Source organism: Joostella sp. CR20 (genome assembly GCF_038433465.1).
Lineage (GTDB): Bacteria > Bacteroidota > Bacteroidia > Flavobacteriales > Flavobacteriaceae > Galbibacter.
This window is the reverse complement of record NZ_JAESVF010000004.1, coordinates 175,325-193,538: the sequence shown is the minus strand read 5'-3', so window position 1 is coordinate 193,538 and position 18,214 is coordinate 175,325. Positions and strand designations below refer to the sequence as shown.

Annotated in this window: 18 protein-coding genes; 15 read left to right on the top strand and 3 right to left on the bottom strand. The window is 33.9% G+C overall.

All coding sequences use genetic code 11. The features are described from left to right. The first annotated feature begins 58 nt into the window (after positions 1-58). Positions 59-1,939: a molecular chaperone HtpG gene (gene htpG, locus JMA43_RS07940; RefSeq protein WP_342155963.1), complete on the top strand. Its 1,881-nt coding sequence runs from the start codon at positions 59-61 to the stop codon at positions 1,937-1,939. A gap of 119 nt (positions 1,940-2,058) precedes the next feature. After that, positions 2,059-2,937 (top strand): hypothetical protein, encoded by an 879-nt coding sequence (locus tag JMA43_RS07935; protein WP_342155962.1) that lies wholly within the window; start codon positions 2,059-2,061, stop codon positions 2,935-2,937. Between the two features lie 118 nt (positions 2,938-3,055). Here JMA43_RS07935 and JMA43_RS07930 read toward each other — a convergent pair whose 3' ends face one another. Then, a complete protein-coding gene (locus tag JMA43_RS07930) occupies positions 3,056-3,586 on the bottom strand; it encodes a DUF4494 domain-containing protein (RefSeq protein ID WP_342155961.1) in 531 nt (176 codons plus the stop codon). A 379-nt stretch (positions 3,587-3,965) separates the two neighbouring features. Between JMA43_RS07930 and JMA43_RS07925 the strand changes: the two genes are divergently transcribed. The 8 genes from JMA43_RS07925 to JMA43_RS07890 all read left to right on the top strand — a co-directional run bounded on the left by JMA43_RS07925 (position 3,966) and on the right by JMA43_RS07890 (position 8,955). Continuing rightward, positions 3,966-4,448, top strand: coding sequence for an aminotransferase (locus JMA43_RS07925; protein ID WP_342155960.1), 483 nt, complete (start codon positions 3,966-3,968; stop codon positions 4,446-4,448). 87 nt (positions 4,449-4,535) lie between these two features. Further along, positions 4,536-4,775, top strand: coding sequence for a ribbon-helix-helix domain-containing protein (locus tag JMA43_RS07920; RefSeq protein WP_342155959.1), 240 nt, complete (start codon positions 4,536-4,538; stop codon positions 4,773-4,775). Beyond that, positions 4,768-5,055 carry a type II toxin-antitoxin system RelE/ParE family toxin gene (locus tag JMA43_RS07915; protein WP_342155958.1) on the top strand — a complete coding sequence of 96 codons (288 nt, stop codon included), beginning with the start codon at positions 4,768-4,770 and terminating at the stop codon, positions 5,053-5,055. Before JMA43_RS07920 ends, JMA43_RS07915 begins: the two co-directional genes overlap by 8 nt. Positions 5,056-5,135: 80 nt before the next feature. Next, on the top strand, positions 5,136-5,915 hold the full coding sequence (locus JMA43_RS07910) for a HipA family kinase (protein WP_342155956.1): 780 nt from the start codon (positions 5,136-5,138) through the stop codon (positions 5,913-5,915). Then, entirely contained in the window at positions 5,905-6,288 is a 384-nt protein-coding gene (locus tag JMA43_RS07905) for a DUF3037 domain-containing protein (protein WP_342155955.1), read from the top strand. The genes JMA43_RS07910 and JMA43_RS07905 overlap by 11 nt, the downstream gene beginning before the upstream one ends. A 72-nt stretch (positions 6,289-6,360) precedes the next feature. After that, positions 6,361-6,753, top strand: a complete 393-nt coding sequence (locus JMA43_RS07900) for a hypothetical protein (RefSeq protein ID WP_342155954.1) — start codon at positions 6,361-6,363, stop codon at positions 6,751-6,753. 74 nt (positions 6,754-6,827) lie between these two features. After that, positions 6,828-8,615, top strand: coding sequence for a DUF885 domain-containing protein (locus JMA43_RS07895; RefSeq protein ID WP_342155953.1), 1,788 nt, complete (start codon positions 6,828-6,830; stop codon positions 8,613-8,615). Continuing rightward, positions 8,608-8,955, top strand: coding sequence for a DoxX family protein (locus JMA43_RS07890; protein WP_342155952.1), 348 nt, complete (start codon positions 8,608-8,610; stop codon positions 8,953-8,955). The genes JMA43_RS07895 and JMA43_RS07890 overlap by 8 nt, the downstream gene beginning before the upstream one ends. Positions 8,956-9,014: 59 nt before the next feature. Here the strand turns inward: JMA43_RS07890 and JMA43_RS07885 are convergent, their stop codons facing one another. Further along, on the bottom strand, positions 9,015-9,611 hold the full coding sequence (locus tag JMA43_RS07885; protein WP_342155951.1) for a DUF3244 domain-containing protein: 597 nt from the start codon (positions 9,609-9,611) through the stop codon (positions 9,015-9,017). 224 nt (positions 9,612-9,835) lie between these two features. On the opposite strand from JMA43_RS07885, the gene JMA43_RS07880 reads away from it, so the two are divergent. Both JMA43_RS07880 and JMA43_RS07875 read left to right on the top strand, forming a co-directional pair. Continuing rightward, positions 9,836-10,711 (top strand): AraC family transcriptional regulator, encoded by an 876-nt coding sequence (locus JMA43_RS07880; RefSeq protein WP_342155950.1) that lies wholly within the window; start codon positions 9,836-9,838, stop codon positions 10,709-10,711. A gap of 1,517 nt (positions 10,712-12,228) precedes the next feature. Continuing rightward, complete coding sequence (locus tag JMA43_RS07875; RefSeq protein WP_342155949.1) at positions 12,229-13,080, top strand: AraC family transcriptional regulator; 852 nt, start codon at positions 12,229-12,231, stop codon at positions 13,078-13,080. 5 nt (positions 13,081-13,085) lie between these two features. On the opposite strand, the gene JMA43_RS07870 is transcribed toward JMA43_RS07875, so the two are convergent. Then, entirely contained in the window at positions 13,086-13,859 is a 774-nt protein-coding gene (locus tag JMA43_RS07870; protein ID WP_342155948.1) for a S1/P1 nuclease, read from the bottom strand. A gap of 231 nt (positions 13,860-14,090) precedes the next feature. On the opposite strand from JMA43_RS07870, the gene JMA43_RS07865 reads away from it, so the two are divergent. Genes JMA43_RS07865 through JMA43_RS07855 form a run of 3 tightly spaced genes read left to right on the top strand, consistent with a single transcriptional unit; the run spans position 14,091 to position 18,185 of the window. Beyond that, a complete protein-coding gene (locus JMA43_RS07865) occupies positions 14,091-15,437 on the top strand; it encodes a serine hydrolase domain-containing protein (RefSeq protein WP_342155947.1) in 1,347 nt (448 codons plus the stop codon). A 12-nt stretch (positions 15,438-15,449) separates the two neighbouring features. After that, positions 15,450-16,274: a Cof-type HAD-IIB family hydrolase gene (locus JMA43_RS07860; RefSeq protein WP_342155946.1), complete on the top strand. Its 825-nt coding sequence runs from the start codon at positions 15,450-15,452 to the stop codon at positions 16,272-16,274. Positions 16,275-16,325: 51 nt separating this feature from the next. After that, a complete protein-coding gene (locus tag JMA43_RS07855; protein ID WP_342155945.1) occupies positions 16,326-18,185 on the top strand; it encodes a M61 family metallopeptidase in 1,860 nt (619 codons plus the stop codon). The last annotated feature ends 29 nt before the right edge of the window (positions 18,186-18,214 follow it).

The window sequence follows — 18,214 nt, the reverse complement described above, 5'->3', positions numbered from 1 at the left end:
TGGTATTTTTTTTGACTAAATCACTTCAGTAATTAATTCAAATAAAAATACTATACATATGACAACTGGAAATATCAATGTATCTGTTGAAAATATTTTCCCGCTGATAAAGAAGTTTCTATACAGCGACCACGAAATCTTTTTGAGAGAACTTATCTCCAATGCAACCGATGCTACGCTAAAACTTAAACACCTTACCAATATTGGTGAAGCTCCAGGTGTTGAATACGGAAACCCAATCATTGAAGTTAAGATTGATAAAGAAGGGAAAAAACTTCATATTATCGACCAAGGAATTGGGATGACTGCAGACGAAGTTCAGAAATACATCAACGAAGTTGCTTTTTCTGGAGCTGAAGAATTTTTAGACAAATACAAAGATTCTGCAAAAGACAGCGGTATTATCGGGCATTTTGGTCTTGGTTTTTACTCTGCTTTTATGGTTGCCGATACAGTAGAAATTATCACAAAGTCGTTTAAAGATGAACCTGCAGCACATTGGAGTTGCGACGGATCGCCAAAATACGCTTTAGAAGAAGCCGATAAAAAAGAGCGCGGAACAGAAATTATCCTTCATATCAACGAAGATTCATTAGAGTTTTTAGAAGAAGGAAAAATTAGCGAACTGCTTACTAAGTACAATAAATTTATGCCAGTTCCGATTAAATTTGGAACGCGAGAAGAAAGCAAAACTGTTGGTGAAGGCGAAGATGCAAAAGAGGAAAAAACAGTTGTAGACAATATTGTAAACAACCCAAACCCTGCGTGGACAAAACAACCTGGAGACCTAGACGAAGCTTCTTACAAAAGCTTCTACAGAGAGTTGTACCCAATGCAATTTGAGGAGCCTCTTTTCCATATTCACTTAAATGTAGACTATCCATTCAACTTAACAGGAATTTTATATTTCCCGAAATTATCGAACGATATGTCGATGCAGAAAGACAAAATCCAACTGTATCAAAATCAGGTTTTCGTTACCGATAATGTCGAAGGAATTGTTCCTGAGTTTTTAACGATGCTCAAAGGAGTTATCGATTCGCCAGATATTCCACTTAATGTTTCGCGTTCGTATTTACAAGCCGACGGAAATGTAAAGAAAATATCTAGCTACATTACTCGTAAAGTTGCCGATAAATTAAAATCACTTTTCAATGAAAATCGTGAAGATTTCGAGAAAAAGTGGAATGATATTAAAATTGTTATTGAATACGGAATGCTTTCAGAAGAAAAATTCTTTGAAAAAGCAGATAAATTTGCACTGTACCCAACGGTAGACGATAAGTATTTTACTTTTGAAGAACTTCAAGAGAAAATCAAAACAAACCAAACCGATAAAGACGGAAAATTGGTAGTGCTTTACGCCAGCAATAAAGATGCGCAACACACTTATATCAATGAGGCGAAAGAGCGTGGTTACGAAGTATTATTGTTAGATTCTCCTATTGTTTCGCACTTGCTTCAAAAGCTTGAAACTTCTAAAGAGAATATTTCTTTTGCGCGCGTCGATTCAGATTCATTAGACAATTTGATTAAGAAAGACGAAGAGAAAATTTCAAAACTTTCAGAAGAAGAAAAAGAAAAACTGAAAACTGTTTTAGATGAAGTAATTCCGAAGGAAAAGTTTACAGTTCAACTTGAAGCGTTAGACAGCAAAGCATCGCCATTTGTAATTACGCAACCAGAATTTATGCGTAGAATGAAAGAAATGAGCGCTACTGGTGGCGGAATGTTTGGAATGGGAAATATGCCAGAAATGTACAATTTGGTGGTAAATACAAACCACGATTTGGTAAACAATATTTTAAACACTGCTGAAAAAACCGAGCAAGAACGTTTGATTAAACAATCGCTTGACTTGGCAAGACTTTCACAAGGTTTATTAAAAGGAGAAGAACTTACCAATTTTGTAAAACGCAGTTACGAAATGATTAAATAAGCATCTCCAATACATACTCAAAAAGCTCTTTGAAATAAAATTCAAAGAGCTTTTTTTGTTATGTTAGTGCAGGCTTTTCGTCTGAATAAAAAAATAAACAACCTATTAAAAAATTAAACATGAAATTGAAAATCTCATTCCTTTTACTTTGCCTTTCCCTAACATTGGTAAATTGTAAACAACAAGCAACGGAAACTCCATCGCAACCAGAAACTGTATTAAAACCCGAAAGTTGGATTGACGAGCGAGTAGAAAAAGCTTCGGAACGATTACAAAAAACGGAAGGCGGACAAATTATTTGGAAAGCCATGCAAGCTCACGGCGGATTAAAACAATGGTACAGCAACGGGGCCTTAAGTTTTAGATTTGACTACAAACCTTTGGATGGAAAAACGCGTAGAAATTCATACCAAACAATCGATGTTTGGAGTAGTAAAGCGCGTCATCAAGGTGTTAGTGATACTTCACAACAATATGGTTGGGATGGAGAAAAAGCATGGAAAAAGGTAAATGACAGCACTGTTTTTCCGTACGATATGCGATTTTGGTCGTTAACGCCATACTACTTTTTAGGGCAACCGTTTGTTTTTGACGGCGAAGGTATCAACTTTGAAAAACTTCCAAATACTGTTTACAAAAACAAAACCTATCACACCGTAAAAATTACATACAATGAAGGTGTTGGAGAGGCTCCAGACGATTATTACATTTTATATTTTGGCAAAGATGACTATAAATTGGCAGTAATTCGCTACATCGTTTCCTACCCAGCATACTTTAAAAATGGAGGCCATAATCCAGAAAAACTAATGGAAATACAGGGCACTACAACAGTCGACGGTATTGAATTGGCAACTGGTTATAAAACTTTTTGGCTCACCGAAGATGAAAAGGCAGGAGAACATATCACCGATATTTCTGTAAGTGATATTTCGTTCGACAAAACTGTAAAAAACACTTATTTCGATATTCCTGAAGGTGCTGAAATTATAGAATAGAATTACAAAAAAACTGTCTAGAAATAATCGTTGTAAAATCTACCTCAACGTTATATTTCTAGACAGTTTTGTTTTTTATCAGCAGTAAATAAAATTATTATTGCTGAAAAATTAATCCTTATGCTTCTTGCACTTCTGCTTCGAGTTCTTCCTCCTCAACAAGTACAGATGCTTTTACTTTGTTAAACTCCTCTACCCTTTCCAAATCGTCTTCTTCACCAGAAAAATAAGGAAAAACATCCATAATTGGCGATTCCGAAATGGCAGGAATTGTATAATCTCCCATCGTGTTTTTCATAGCTGTAACGGTATTATCGTATGCTTCCTTAACATCGTTTGCTTGTACCAACAAATAAATATTGGTTTTACGCTCTTTTCCACTTTCTTCATCGTAGGCAACTAAAGCTACTTTCGATTTAAACCATCTATCAGAATTTTCAAATGGGTGAATCTCTGCATAATTTGCAACTTTAATATTAGTAATTTTAAACTCTTCACTAACATAAGCTGTCATTTCTTCATTAATCCTAGCCTCCGCTTCTGTATAAGAAATTGCATCGATAAGGTATGGTTCTGTAACCATTTTTTGCACGCCATTATCGTTTGTTTTTTTATACTTTACTTTACATTCATACCAAGTTGCACTCATACTTTTTTATTTTTTGAACCTCAAATATAACGGTTAAGAAAACATATAATTATCCATTTTCAGAATAGATATTCACAATACAAAACCAAAATCTGCAAGCTATTCATTTATAGGTTTTTGAAATTTTTAAATTCAGAAATAAATAATTTTATGTATTTTCTGAACTGAAAACGAACACAGTTTTTAAAACAATAGCTTACTTTTATAAAATCAGTTAAAATAAATATGGATATCCGTAATGTATCATACCAAGATTAAAATCTCAGGTCGAGCGTAGTCGAGACCCTATTTAAAACTTGTCAAGCCAAATGACCTCTCGACTACGCTCGAGGTGACAGTGTATTATGGCTGATTGCGGACAATAATAAAAATATATACCATGAAAATAATATCGACCGCTACAAAAGGAAATTTCAAAATAATGGATGAATCTACCGAAGTAAGCGAACTTGTGTATGCTAGTTGGTTTTCTGGAAAAGCATCTGCAACCATAGGCGAAATTTCTTTTGAATTGAAACCTAAAAATATTTGGGCTAGTAAAATTGATATTTACAAAAACAGCAACATTATTGGAGATATTACTTTCAATTTAAAAGGACATATGGTAATTCAACTTTCTGAAAACAACAAAGAGTTTAGTTACATCATGAAAAACAATGCTCTTTGGACGTTAAAATTTGAAGTATTTGATGAAAATGAAGTCTTGCAATTCAATTTAAATTCTGAAGGAAAATGGAGTAAATTAAAATACGACTATCAAGTAGAAATGGATGCTTTTAACAATAACATTCCGCTTGAAGAGCTCTTAATTTACTGCGGTTACGCATCCAATTTATACTTAGCGCTCATAAGTGCAGTGTAATTATTTATACTGAAAAATGTATCCAAAACATATTTTATTTTTAAATTGATGCATATTTGATGTATTTTTACACCAAAATAAAATATCATGGCTAGACAAAGTATATCTTTTACAGAACCAAATGACGAATGGTTAAAAGCACAAGTTGACAGCAATGAATATACTAGCAAGAGCGAACTTGTAAACGACTTAATCAGGCAAGCACGAAAACAACAAATAGAGATAGATTGGCTTCGAGCTAAACTTGAAAAAGCTGAGAACAGTGGGTTTTCAAACGAAACCAAAGCTCAAATTTTAGCTGAATCTAAGTCGCTTTTAAATGGCTAAATATCTGCTCAGTAACGAAGCAAAGCAAGATTTAATTCGAATTCATCATTATGGAGTCGAAAAATTTGGCATGAAGCAAGCAGATGAATATTTCCATACTTTCTTTGAATATTTTGATATCATTGCTGAAAGACCTTTTTCATTTGAATCGGTAGAATATCTCAAAGAAAATTACAGACGATGTGTTTGTGGCGTAGACAGTATTTATTTTAAAGTAAATAAGGATGTTGTGGAAATCATGGCTATTGTTGGAAAACAAGATTTAAATTCCATTTTTTAGCGTATCAAAATAAATCACCCCTACTCCAACTCGATTTAAAATTACTACGCCAATAACTAACTTTTTAGTACTTTAGAAACATGAATACAATCGAGATTCGAACGGTAGAAGTTCTGCAATATTTACAACCACTACGCGAGGGAGGTTCGCTTCCTGCAATCGTAAAAGCAGACGACGATTTTTTATATGTACTAAAATTTAGAGGTGCCGGCCAAGGGAAAAAAGCACTAATAGCCGAGCTTTTAGGAGGCGAAATAGCACGTACAATTGGACTTAATGTCCCTGAATTGGTTTTCATGAATTTAGACGACGGCTTTAGTAAAACCGAGCCAGATGAAGAAATTCAAGATTTGCTAAAGTTTAGTATCGGTTTAAACTTGGGCTTGCATTTTTTGTCCTCCGCCATAACTTACGACCCGCTAGTCCCAACTACCGATACGCTTACAGCCTCAAAAATTGTTTTGTTGGATAGTCTCATAAGTAATATCGACAGAACTCACAAAAACGCAAATTTACTTCATTGGAATAATGAACTTTGGTTAATAGACCATGGAGCGAGCTTTTATTTTCATCATAATTGGCAAACTTGGAAAAACCATCTTACGCGTACTTTCCCCCTGATAAAAGACCATGTTTTGTTGGCGCAAGCAACACAATTAGATGAGGCTTCCGAAGCCATAAAAAAACTTTTAAGTCCAGAAAAAGTAACAGAAATAGTTGCTTTAATTCCTGATGAATGGTTGGAAAACGAAACCGATTTACTTAGTCCGCAAGAGATGAGAAACGCATATATTGAATACATAAATGCGAAACTTTTGATGATTGATGCACTTGTAAAAGAAGTCCAAAATGCAAGATAGAATTACATTTGAATATGCAATAATAAGGTTTGTACCGAAGGTAGAACGCGAGGAGTTTTTCAATATCGGGGTGATTCTCTTTTCAAAAGAAAAAAAATTTTTGGGCGTAAAATATCATATCGACAAAGACAAACTACAAGCCTTTACCAAAGAAATTTCAATTGATTTTATTGAAACTTACTTGCAATCGTGGACACATATTTGCAAAGGCGATGCTAAAGGAGGTGTTATTGGCAGTTTTGAAATTGCCGACCGATTTAGATGGCTTGCTTCTACCCGAAGCACTATGATTCAAAGTTCAAAAACACATCCTGGAAAATGCTCAGACCCAGAAGCTACACTGCAAACTATCTTTGAAAAATATGTTTTGTAGCTAGCGAATTTAACCTTGCCAAAGGGAAATAATTTTTTTAACTTGTATAAGTTATCCTAACCGCTGTACAAAATGAAAACTTTATTTGAAAAACTAAAGTTAGAAAACCAAAAAGAAATTCTCATTTTAAACGAACCTGATGGGTTTGCAGAGCAACTTGCCGAACTCGTTGATATTGAAATTTATCAATCTTTAATTCAGGTTAATAAAATGGAATTTGCATTGGTGTTTGTTTCTAACATCAAAGAATTAGAAAATCAAATTCACACACTTCATCCAAAATTAAAGGACGACGTGGTGCTTTGGGTAGCACATCCTCGAAAAAAATCGGAAAAACTACAAACTGATATTACCAATGCCTACGATTGGCATCCGCTAATAAAGCATCGATACGAACCTGTAAAAGTTTTAAAAATCAACCCCGATTGGGAAGCGGTTCGTTTCCGTAGAGCAGAATATCTTTAAGTAATTTTCAGTCTTCAATTTTTAAAAACATCAACAAAAAACAAAAACTTAATACCCTTTCAAAATAATAAAATATGAAAAAACACATCCTTCTATTTAGCTGTATCGTTTTGATTTTCGCCTGCAAGGAGAAAAATAATTCCACAGAAAAAATTGTACAAAAAGCATCTATCGATACACTTTTTAAAAATTATTACGAAGAAGGACTCAAATTATATCCGCTTAACGCCACCTTTGCTGGAGATGACCGTTACAACAATTACCTGCCAAACGACATTACAGCATCTTTTAAGAAAAAAGAAAAAGAATTTTATCAGCAGTATAAATCCAAACTTTTAAAATTCAATAAAGATTCGTTAAGCCAAGAAAAACGAATGAGTTACGACGTTTTGATGTGGGAGTGTAACATCAATTTAGACCGATTGCAATACCCTACGGAATTAACACCTATCAATCAGTTTTCATCATTACCGCAAACTATCGGTCAGCTTGCAGGAGGCTCTAGTGCCCAGCCGTTTAAAACAGTTTCCGACTATAAAAATTGGTTACAACGCTTAGACGATTACGTAGTTTGGTGCGATTCTGCAATTGTAAATATGAAAAAAGGAATTGCCACAGGAAATGTACTTCCAAAAGCACTTACGGAGAAGGTAATTCCGCAGATGGAGAGTTTTTCTAGCGGAGATGCTAAAGAGCATTTGTTTTATACACCTATTAAAAATATCCCTTCGAGCTTTAGTAGTACCGAAAAAGATAGCTTGGCAAAAGCGTATGAAAATATGATTGCTGAAAAAATTATTCCAACCTATAAAAAATTAGAAACTTTTTTTAAAACTGAATATCTTCCTGCCAGTCGAGAAAGTTCTGGAATCAATGCTACACCAAGAGGAAATGCCTACTACGGACACCAAATACAAACTTATACCACTACATCATTAGAAGCCGATTCGATACACAAACTTGGATTGAGTGAGGTTGCCCGAATTGAAGAAGAAATGAAAAAAGTAATGGTAAAAGTTGGCTTTAAAGGTGAACTCAAAGACTTTTTTAATGCCGTTCGAACAACAAAAGCTTTGATGCCTTTTGACAAACCCGAACAAGTTATTGCTAATTTTAATGCTATTCATCAAAAAATGAAACCGCAGTTGGCAACACTTTTCGATTTGGTTCCGAAAACCGAATTTGAAGTTCGGCGTACGGAAGCTTTTAGAGAAGCATCGGCAAGTGCAGAGTACAATCCAGGGTCGTTGGATGGTACTCGCCCAGGTATTTTTTATGTTCCAATTCCAGATGTTAAAAAATATAATGTCTATTCAGATGAAGATTTGTTTTTACACGAAGCTATTCCTGGACATCACTATCAAATATCACTTCAGCAGGAAAATACAAGTTTACCTGATTTCAGAAAAACGCTTTGGTATAGTGCCTATGGCGAAGGTTGGGCTTTGTACTCAGAATCTTTAGGAAAAGAACTCGGACTTTACGACGATCCTTACCAATATTTTGGAATGCTTAGTGCCGAAATGCACAGAGCAATTCGATTGGTGGTAGATACTGGTTTACACACCAAAGGATGGACTCGCGAGGAGGCAATCGAGTTTTCTTTAGCACACGAAGCAGAGTCGGAAGAAAGTATTATTGCTGAAATTGAACGCTATATGTCGTGGCCAGGGCAAGCGCTTTCTTATAAAATAGGACAGTTAAAAATTATTGCGTTACGAAACAAAGCGCAACAAGCCCTAGGAGAAAAATTCAGCATTAAAGAATTTCATAATAATGTATTGGAATCGGGTTGTATTCCACTAAAACTTTTAGAAGACAAAATAAACACTTGGATTGATAATACTAAAAACAATGGATAATTGGCACTTTTACTTCATGGCAACTGTTTATATAATTGCGGGGATTTTACATTTTGTAAAACCTAAAATGTATATAAGCATTGTGCCTCCGTACTTTACAAATAAAAAGGGAATTGTATATCTAAGTGGGTTGGTAGAAATTGCACTTGGCGTACTGTTATTTACTAGCTTTAAAACACTGGCGCTTTGGGGAATTATTGCAATGCTAATTGCTTTTATTCCTGTACACATTTATATGCTGAATGATAAAAAATTTGAAAAAGTTGCGCCAAGATGGGTGTTGGTATTAAGAGTGCCCTTTCAGTTTTTGTTAATGTTTTGGGCTTACGCTTACCTATAGAGCAAAAAAAAAGGGAGTTCTAACACCTCCCTTTTTCAACTTTAAAATCTAATGTAAGATTACAAGCTAACTGTTTTGTAAAATGTGTCACCTTTACGAGTAACTTCAAATCTGTAAGATCCTTTTTCAGCTTTAGAAAAATCAAATCTTTTTCCAAGACTTTTAGATCCTTTAAGTACTTCTTCGTGTACAAGCTCGTTTGTTGTCTCGTTGTAAACTTTAACGCTTACAGGAGCTTCATCTGGGCTAAGCATGTTAACACTCATAACAGCACCATCTTTTCTGAAGTTTGGTTTGTAAGTAACTTCTTCTTTTTCTCTTTTAACAATTGTTTCCCCTACGGTAAAAACTACTGGTACTCTTTCTATTTTAATGTCGTCTTCAACAACAAAATAGTAAGTTCCTGCTGGAATACCATCAAATCTGTAACGCTTTACATTTGTTGGTAATTCTTTGTATTCATAATTATATAAAACCTCTCCCTTTGCATCTACAAAAGAAATTGCTACAGGTTGGTTGGTCTGCTCTAAAAATAAATCAACAGTTCTGTTGTCATCCTTTTTTACTGATAAGTAAAAATCGTTGGCTCTAATCATTCCTAAAGTTGCAATACTCAATACTACAACTAGCATACTGTTTTTGAAAGTCTTTCTCATCTTTAGCAATTTTTTGATGGTTAAACATTTATTTTAACTACATTACAAATGTACAGCGCTTATTGAGGTTAAAATACATCTAGATTTTCAAGTTTATGCACTAAATTAACGTGGTTAATATGTTAATTTAGTATTCATGTTAAAATAGAACATGTTTATGGTAATATTTTGTATATTTGTACCTACAACATAGTATAATTTTATACTGAAAAACAAAAATTGATATGAGTATTAAAAAGCCTGCATTAGAAGTCATTAACCCAACTTTTGGCAGTTCTTTTTCGTTTATTAAGTTTGATGAAAATCAAAATCAAAACACCTCATATTGGCATTATCATCCCGAAATTGAGTTGGTGTATGTAAAAGGAGGTGCAGGAAAAAGGCAAATTGGGAGTCATATTTCTTATTACACAGAAGGAGATTTAATCCTTATCGGATCGAATTTACCACACTGTGGTTTTACAGATAAGTTTACAGGAAATGAAAACGAAATTGTAATTCAAATGCTTCCCGATTTTTTGGGAGCCGAATTAATGTCGAAACCCGAAATGAACAATATTAACCTTCTCTTTAAAAGGTGTAAAGGCGGATTGGCATTTACTGGGAAAACAAAAGAAATAATAGGAGATAAAATTGAAGCGCTCGAAAAACTCAATAGTTTTGAACGCCTTTTAGGGTTTCTTTCTGTTTTAAATGAACTACAACTTTCTGAAGATTATCAAATACTAAATGCTGAAGGCTTCTCGATGCAAGCCGATGTTCAAGACAACGATCGAATAAACATTGTGTTTAATTATGTTAAAAAAAATTTTCAGAAACCTATCTCTTTAGAAGAAATTGCAAACATTTCTGGAATGACAGTTCCTTCTTTTTGTCGCTACTTCAAACAAATTACAGGGAAAACATTTACGCATTTTGTAAATGAATACAGACTTGTTCATGCATCAAAATTACTTGCCGAAAAACCAATTGGTATTACCGACATTTGTTTTGAAAGCGGATTTAACAATTTTTCGTACTTCAATAAATCTTTTAAAAAATTCACTGGAAAAACGCCTTCGCAATACAGAAACGAACTTAAAACAGTAATAGAAGATTAAGTACTATTCTATTTTAAGTATAAAAAAAAGCCACACTCCTGATAGAAATGTGGCTTTTCTTACTAACCAACTTAAAAAATAATCAAACAATCTTTAATATATATGAAAATATAATTTACGCTTTTGGTATTCTATGTTTTCTGTTTTTGATGGCGTAAAAAATAAAAGAGTCGCACAGTTTTGGGTATAGGGGGAAGTACGACTCTTCTATACTAACCAATCAAAAAACTTATAATAATTCGATCTATAAAATCGAACCATTCTAATTATGAAAACTATTTTTAAAGAACGTGTTATCGTTTGATAACAGTTCAAAGATACGCCACTCTTCTTCCTCAAAACTTGTACAATCTGGTTGAAAAATTGCCTTTTTTAAATGAAGTTACTTTCTGTCTTAATTCAGCATAAAAAAAGCCACACTCCTGATAGAAATGTGGCTTTTCTTACTAACCAACTTAAAAAATAATCAAACAATCTTTATATATATGAAAATATAATTTACGCTTTTGGTGTTCTATGTTTTCTGTTTTTGAAGGCGTAAAAAAATAAAAGAGTCGCACGATTTTGGGTATAGGGGGAAAGTACGACTCTTCTATACTAACCAATCAAAAAACTTATAATAATTCGATCTATGAAATCGAACCATTCTAATTATGAAAACTATTTTTAAAGAACGTGTTACCGTTTGATAACAGTACAAAGATACGCCACTCTTCTTCCTTAAAACTTGTAGAATCTGGTTGAAAAATTGCCCTTTTTAGATGAAGTCACAATTTCTATTAAATACGAAAAAGCCACACTCCTGATAGAAATGTGGCTTTTCTTACTAACCAACTTAAAAAATAATCAAACAATCTTTATATATATGAAAATATAATTTACGCTTTTGGTGTTCTATGTTTTCTGTTTTTGAAGGCGTAAAAAATAAAAGAGTCGCACGATTTTGGGTATAGGGGGAAAGTACGACTCTTCTATACTAACCAATCAAAAAACTTATAATAATTCGATCTATGAAATCGAACCATTCTAATTATGAAAACTATTTTTAAAGAACGTGTTACCGTTTGATAACAGTACAAAGATACGCCACTCTTCTTCCACAAAACTTGTACAATCTGGTTGAAAAATTGCCTTTTTTAGATGAAGTCACAATTTTTATTAAATACGAAAAGGCCACATTTCTTAGGGATGAAACACGGCCTTTTCTACTAACCAACTTAAAAAATAATCAAACTAACTTATATTATGAGAACATATATTTCTTTAAAAAGAAAAGTCGTACGGTTTGGGGGTTAGGCTTGGGGGGAGTACGACTTTTCAAACTAACCAATCAAAAAAATCTAAAAATGATGAAATCTAAACATCACTATTATGAAACCTATTTATATGAACTTTTTGTATTCCTTTTTAATTACACTACAAAGTTACAGTAGGAATAACCTTAAAAACTTGTAAAAACTAGTTAGAAATTTTCTATTTTTGATTTAATTAACTGATTATAAATACTTAGGTACGTAATGAACGGATTTCACGATGGGTTTTCGATTGTGCAAGGCGAGGTTTTTGAAAATGAAACCAAACAACAAAAGCATAATTATTTTCAAATTGTTTATATCAAAGAAGGTGAAGGGACTTACCTCATCAACGATATACACGTGCCCTATCAAAGTGAAAGTATCTTTTTGTTAGCACCTCAAGATTATCACCAGCTACAGCCTGTTGTACCAACAAAATATTCGGCTTTTAATTTTACTGAAATTATTTTTTCCAACAAGTCTAATTTACCAGACAGAAAAGTATGGTTAGAAAATATCGAGCATATTTTGCACCATCCAAACATGATGCCTGGCGATTGTATTATCAACGAAGAAGATAGAGAGCGACTTTGGCGTATTCACGATTTTATAATTGTTGAATTTAAAAATCAAGACGAATTTTTCTGGAGCATTATCACCAACGGAATTACAACTTCCTTAAGTATTATCGCTCGAAACATTATAAAAAAATACGCGCCAAACAAAGATGCTTCGGCTAGTGTAAACATGAAAAAATCCGATCAAATTTTGGCGTACATCCGTACACATGTTTACGAACCAGAACTTATAAAAATTGAAAGCTTAGCAGAAAAATTCAATATGTCGCAAGCAAATATTGTTCACTTGTTTAAAAAAGAAACTGGAGAGAGCATTAGACAGTACATTATAAATTATAAACTAATGCTTGTAAAATATCGCCTAAAAAACACCAATTACTCCATTTCTGAAATTGGTTACGAATTAGGGTTTACCGACGAGAGTCATCTTACAAAAACCTTTAAAAGCAGGTTTAAAAAAACCCCTAAGCAATATCGCTTAGAGGTTATTAATTAAATCGTTTAAAAGATTTCATCTAAAATTTTTGCCAACCGCAAACCACCTTTTTCGAGTTGTACTTTTACGGTGTCGAAGTTGTCGTACATATAATTGTAACTTAGCTTCTCTCCTACTTCGGCAGAGGCATATACTTTTATTGCTACCGCTTGAGATTCTTTCACCCAGTCCAACAAAGTACCTTCGGTAATTGCCTTTTTTTGTTGTTTTGTATACACTGGCAAATTCTCAGAAAGCTCGCTGTAACTCATTCCGTAAGAGTCTATCATATCGCTATCCCAAACACGGTGTAAGTTGCTCCCTTTTCCAAACCACTGTACTTGCACGTCGTTTCCTCCTTTATCTTCAGCTCTTCCAACATGTAAAGGTTGGTGTAAATCTCCAACAAAATGAATCAATAACTTTAAGTAAAACGCTTTGTCTTCCGCAGAAGCATTTTCATCTTTTATAACAGCAATACATTTTTCAATTCCCATAACAATATCTCCATCTTCACTAGGAGTTACATCGGTATAATTTTTATCAAAAGGAAAGTTCACGTAATGCCATGGGCTAAAACCTCTAAATCTTTTATCAGATTTTATTTCATCGGCATAGGTAGCAACCATTGCCAATGATTGACCATTTAACAATTTTTCAATCTTTCTTTTGGTGCTATTTTTTATGTTTTCTTGGGCAACTTCTCCTACAACTCTATGACCTGTTTGTCCCCAAAAAGGAGCCGTATTTGCTACTGCTAACTGACTTATTAAAATGAATAATGTAAATAGTAATCGCATAAATTTAGTTTTTGGCAAAAGTAAAACTCTAAACTTTAAGAGCATGTTAAATATACTTGTAAATTTATAATAAGGGAAGTATTATAAATATTGCCAACTCTTTATTACCTTTACAAATGAAAGAATTACCCCTATTTTATTAAGCATTCTTGCCCTAAATGTGCTTAATTTTTATGCTGATGATGATTTTTGAAGATTGATAAACACCCCAAACCGTTTAAGAACAAACTCATGAAACATAAGTACATTGCCTTTTTACTGGTAATTATATGCACAATACACCTTGGTTATTCTCAAATTCCTGAAAATGTAAAGAAAGAAATTCAGTACCGAGTAACCAATAAAATAAACCCTTCTATTGCAGTTGGAGTTTTAGACTCTGCTGGAACTCATTATTACGTTCACGGCTATAAAGATGTTGCCAACAAAGTAAAAGCAGACGAAAATACGTTATACGAAATCGGTTCGATTACAAAGACTTTTACTGGTTTACTACTTGCCAAATTCAATGTAACCGATTCGTTAGATTTAAAAACACCAGCTAACAATTTACTCCCCGACTCTATAAAACTTACCGATAAAAAAGGGAATAATGTTACGTTAAAGAGTTTGTCTACACATTCAAGCGGATTGCCACGATTGCCAAACAACTTGGATTTACAAAACCAATTAGATCCGTATGCGAGTTACACCAGAAACGATATGTACTCATTTTTAAGTCACTACATCCCAAAAACAGTCGACAAAAATTTTGAATACTCCAATCTCGGAGCTGGACTTTTAGGCGAATTACTTGCCACCTATAAAAAAGACAGTTATAAAAATCTTCTTCAGAAAAATATTTTAACACCTTTGGCACTTAACAACACCTTTTTAAAAGTACCCGAAGCACAAACTTCAAACTATGCAAAAGGTTATATTGGCAACAACGAAGTTCCACATTGGACATTTAAAGCGATGGCGCCCGCTGGCGGTTTAAAAGCTTCCATCAAAGACTTATTAAAATACGGAAAGAGTTATTTAAACCCAGAAAACCCTTTAGCTAAGGCGCAAAAAGTTGCAACAACTACACAATTTACCGATCAGGAAATGCAAAAACACGGACTCGGTTGGTTTATTAATAACGAGCAAGTTATTTTTCATGGTGGCGGAACTGGTGGTTTTAGAACCTTTTTAGCAGTCGATAAAAAAAATAAAAGAGTCATTGCCGTTATGACCAATTCGGGGTCTAGTCCTGCGGAAGACATTGCAGAACACCTCATCGATCCGAAGAAAAAACCTTTGGATACAGCACATAAAGTTGTAGACATTTCAGCAGAAGAATTAATAGCATACGAAGGGAATTATCTCAATGACGGTCTTGGACTTTCATACGATTTTATTGCGCTCGAAAATACACTTCAAGCACAACTAAGCGGACAACCAGAATTTCCTGTGTATTACCAAGGGGAATCTACCTTTTTCTATAAAGTAGTAAAAGCCAAAATTGTTTTTGAACGCGATGAAAACAACACCGTTGTTGGGCTCACTCTATATCAAAACGGCCAAGAAATCCCTTTTATTAAAACAACCCCTTAAACCATACAAAACATGTACAAAATTGCTTTTTCAGATATAGACGGCACTTTGCTTGGACCAGAGAGAGAACTTACAACTCCTACCATCGAGCAAGTTAAAAATCTAAATAAAAAAAATATTCCGTTTATTTTGGTTTCGTCTAGAATGCCAAAGCAAATGTATCATCTTCAGGAGGATCTCGAAATTTTGGAGACCCCACTTATTGCCTATAACGGAGCTTATGTAATTACCAAAACCGAGGTTGTACATTCCGAAGAAATTCCTTTAAATATTTTAGAAGAATTAATTCATTTAAATGAAAATGCTGGAGACAATAGGGTGCATTTGAGTTTATTCAACGCAAACAATTGGTATGTCGACACGATGGATTATTGGGCAAAAAGAGAACAAACAAATACTAAAACAGACCCTGAAGTTGTTCCGAATACTGAAGTTTTAAAATCTTGGAAAAAAGAAAATAAAGGCGCTCATAAAATTATGTGCATGGGCGAAAAAGAAAAAATAGATACTGTTTATGAGTTTTTGGATGAAAATTTTGGGGACCAATTACATTTATACCGCTCAAAAGACACCTATATTGAAATTGCCAACAAAAAGGTTTCTAAACTCACTGGTATCGAAAAATTATTGCAACACTGCTATCCATCTATAAAATTAGAAGAGGCTGTTGCTTTTGGCGATAATTACAACGATGAAGAAATGATAGGTGCCGTAGGGCTTGGCGTTGCGGTAGAAAATGCCCGTAACGAAGTTAAAGCCGTTGCCAAAGCAATTACCCAACATCATAAAGAAGACGGGGTTGCAAATTATTTAAAATTAATCATGGAAAAACTGTAACATAGTTACCAAAAACAAGTCTTATAACACAAATTTGATTTAATGATACATATGAAGAAAATAGCTTTTGCACTTTTGGCGGTTGGTATTGTAGCCTGTACTCCAAAAGTAAACGATTTAGCAACGAGCACTCCTATCGATGCGTCGATAGACCTTGTAAATGTTACCAACGACAAAGTTCATGTAACTATTAATCCTGGTCGTTTTACTACGGAAACTATTAATTTTTACATCCCGAAAACAGTTCCTGGAACCTATAGTAACAACAATTACGGAGAGTTTTTAGAAAATGTAAAAGCATACGATTACAACAATAAAGAAATGGAAATTTCGAGTGTGGATGCAAACACTTGGAAAATTAACAATGCTACAAATTTTGACAGAATTGAATACGATGTAAACGATTCTTTTGATACTGAAACTGAAGTTGAAGAAGCTGTATTTTCACCAGCTGGAACAAATATCGAAGCCAACAAAAACTACTTTTTAAACTTACACATGTTTGTTGGGTATTTCGATAATTTAAAAGAACATTCGTACTTACTTCACTTTACACATCCAAACGGATTTGAAGCTTCTACTTCGCTTAACAAAGTTATGCTAAATGATGGCAAAGCAAATACCGATACTTTTATGGCAAACAGATACTTTGAAGTAACTGATAATCCAATTATGTACTCGCGTCCAGATTCGCAAACTTTTTCTGTAAACGATATCGAGGTAACTTTATCTGTATATTCTCCAAACAAAGTTTATTCGTCATTGAGTATTAAAAACGAAATGGAGAAAATGATGCAAGCCCAAAAAACATTTTTAGGCGATATCAATGCGACTAAAAAATACAACATTTTATTGTTTTTAGGAGCGATGGACGAAGGAAGTCCTACTGGTTTTGGAGCATTAGAACACCACACAAGTACTACTGTAGTTTTACCCGAAACTATGCCGAAAGAAGCGCTTGTTGAAACCATGACCGATGTAGTATCTCATGAGTTTTTTCATATTGTAACGCCACTTACGGTACATTCAGAAGAAATTCAATATTTCGATTATAACAATCCAAAAATGTCTGAACATTTATGGATGTACGAAGGAGTTACCGAATACTTTGCCAATCTATTTCAAATCAATCAAGGACTTATAGACGAGCAAGCTTTTTACGACAGAATTGCTACTAAAATTCAGAATTCAAAACGCTATAACGACAGCCTTTCATTTACCAATATGAGTAAAAATGTTTTGGTTGAACCTTATAAAGATGAATACGGAAATGTATACGAAAAAGGTGCGCTTATCGGGATGTGCGTCGATTTAATTATCCGTGAACAAAGCAATGGCGAAAAAGGAATTTTATGGCTTATGAAGCAACTCTCTATAGAATACGGAGAAGATAAGCCTTTTAAAGACAACGAACTTTTCGACAAAATTGTAGCAATCACTTATCCTGAAGTTGGTACATTTTTAAACACCTATGTGGTGGGAGACACTCCAATAAACTATGAAGATTTCTTCCAAAAAGTTGGACTGTCATTTGAATCAGAAATGGTTGAGACCGGATTTTTCTTAAACGGACAAACTCCTTTTATTGATGTAAAACCAGCAAGCAACGATATTTTTGTTAGAAATATCGACTTAAATACGTCTATGAAAGCTATTGGTTTAAAAGCCAACGATATCATAAAATCGGTTAACGAAACACCTTTTACTGTGGAAGCTATTCGTGAGGTTGTTATTGGTTCGATGGGATGGCAACCAGACACCGATGTAACACTTGTTATCGATAGAGACGGAAAAGAAATGACACTTAAAGGAAAAGCAGGGACTCCAAAAATAGAAGACAAAAAACTTACTAAAATGAGTGCTACAACTCCTACGCAAGATGCACTTCGAAACGCTTGGTTAAAAGGCTAAACAACAATACGTTTTATCTATAAAATTAT

Bases quoted from the DNA above. Each gene is read 5' to 3' on its own strand.
- JMA43_RS07890 (WP_342155952.1), top strand. From the start codon at position 8,608: ATGGATAATTGGCACTTTTACTTCATGGCAACTGTTTATATAATTGCG.
- JMA43_RS07880 (WP_342155950.1), top strand. From the start codon at position 9,836: ATGAGTATTAAAAAGCCTGCATTAGAAGTCATTAACCCAACTTTTGGC.
- JMA43_RS07935 (WP_342155962.1), top strand. From the start codon at position 2,059: ATGAAATTGAAAATCTCATTCCTTTTACTTTGCCTTTCCCTAACATTG.
- htpG (WP_342155963.1), top strand. From the start codon at position 59: ATGACAACTGGAAATATCAATGTATCTGTTGAAAATATTTTCCCGCTG.
- JMA43_RS07915 (WP_342155958.1), top strand. From the start codon at position 4,768: ATGGCTAAATATCTGCTCAGTAACGAAGCAAAGCAAGATTTAATTCGA.
- JMA43_RS07885 (WP_342155951.1), bottom strand. From the start codon at position 9,611: ATGAGAAAGACTTTCAAAAACAGTATGCTAGTTGTAGTATTGAGTATT.
- JMA43_RS07875 (WP_342155949.1), top strand. From the start codon at position 12,229: ATGAACGGATTTCACGATGGGTTTTCGATTGTGCAAGGCGAGGTTTTT.
- JMA43_RS07895 (WP_342155953.1), top strand. From the start codon at position 6,828: ATGAAAAAACACATCCTTCTATTTAGCTGTATCGTTTTGATTTTCGCC.
- JMA43_RS07855 (WP_342155945.1), top strand. From the start codon at position 16,326: ATGAAGAAAATAGCTTTTGCACTTTTGGCGGTTGGTATTGTAGCCTGT.
- JMA43_RS07910 (WP_342155956.1), top strand. From the start codon at position 5,136: ATGAATACAATCGAGATTCGAACGGTAGAAGTTCTGCAATATTTACAA.
- JMA43_RS07925 (WP_342155960.1), top strand. From the start codon at position 3,966: ATGAAAATAATATCGACCGCTACAAAAGGAAATTTCAAAATAATGGAT.
- JMA43_RS07900 (WP_342155954.1), top strand. From the start codon at position 6,361: ATGAAAACTTTATTTGAAAAACTAAAGTTAGAAAACCAAAAAGAAATT.
- JMA43_RS07930 (WP_342155961.1), bottom strand. From the start codon at position 3,586: ATGAGTGCAACTTGGTATGAATGTAAAGTAAAGTATAAAAAAACAAAC.
- JMA43_RS07920 (WP_342155959.1), top strand. From the start codon at position 4,536: ATGGCTAGACAAAGTATATCTTTTACAGAACCAAATGACGAATGGTTA.
- JMA43_RS07860 (WP_342155946.1), top strand. From the start codon at position 15,450: ATGTACAAAATTGCTTTTTCAGATATAGACGGCACTTTGCTTGGACCA.
- JMA43_RS07905 (WP_342155955.1), top strand. From the start codon at position 5,905: ATGCAAGATAGAATTACATTTGAATATGCAATAATAAGGTTTGTACCG.
- JMA43_RS07870 (WP_342155948.1), bottom strand. From the start codon at position 13,859: ATGCGATTACTATTTACATTATTCATTTTAATAAGTCAGTTAGCAGTA.
- JMA43_RS07865 (WP_342155947.1), top strand. From the start codon at position 14,091: ATGAAACATAAGTACATTGCCTTTTTACTGGTAATTATATGCACAATA.